Annotated in this window: 1 pseudogene; it reads left to right on the forward strand. The window is 42.7% G+C overall.

What is annotated here, in order from left to right:
• Positions 1-789, forward strand: a pseudogene (locus ACFO5T_RS00005) (hypothetical protein); the annotation flags it as partial.

Raw genomic sequence — 789 nt, forward strand, 5'->3', positions numbered from 1 at the left:
AAGCGCTTGATGGTACAGATCCTAATGATAATTGTAGTCTAGTAGTAGCTAACCAGACAGAAATGACTGATGCTGCTTATGACAGTGCAGATTGTGATATGGATGGTCTTACTAACAATGAGGAGACGACTGGAATTGATGATCCATCAACTCCAAACGATCCAAATGGTAATACCACAGATCCACAGAATCCTGATAGTGATGGCGATGGAGTAACCGATGGCGATGAAGCTGGTGATATGACCGATCCTAATGATCCTTGTGCTCTTGAGATTGCTAGTCAAACGGTAACGCCAACGTCAGCTTGGAATGATCTTGATTGTGATATGGACGGTTTAAATAACGGTGAGGAACTCACAGGAATAGATGATCCTACCACTCCTGCAGATCCTGATGGTGAGATTACAGATCCATTAGATATTGATAGTGATGGTGATGGAGTATCAGATGGTCAAGAAGCGCTTGATGGTACAGATCCTAATGATAATTGTAGTCTAGTAGTAGCTAACCAGACAGAAATGACTGACGCTGCTTATGACAGTGCAGATTGTGATATGGATGGCCTTACTAACAATGAGGAGACAACAGGAATTGATGATCCATCAACTCCAAACGATCCAAATGGTAATACTACAGATCCACAGAATCCTGATAGTGATGGAGATGGAGTAACCGATGGCGATGAAGCTGGTGATATGACCGATCCTAATGATCCTTGTGCTCTTGAGATTGCTAGTCAAACGGTAACACCAACGTCAGCTTGGAATGATCTTGATTGTGATATGGACG

Origin of the sequence: Dokdonia genika (assembly GCF_042652845.1) — a bacterium.
GTDB lineage: Bacteria > Bacteroidota > Bacteroidia > Flavobacteriales > Flavobacteriaceae > Dokdonia > Dokdonia donghaensis.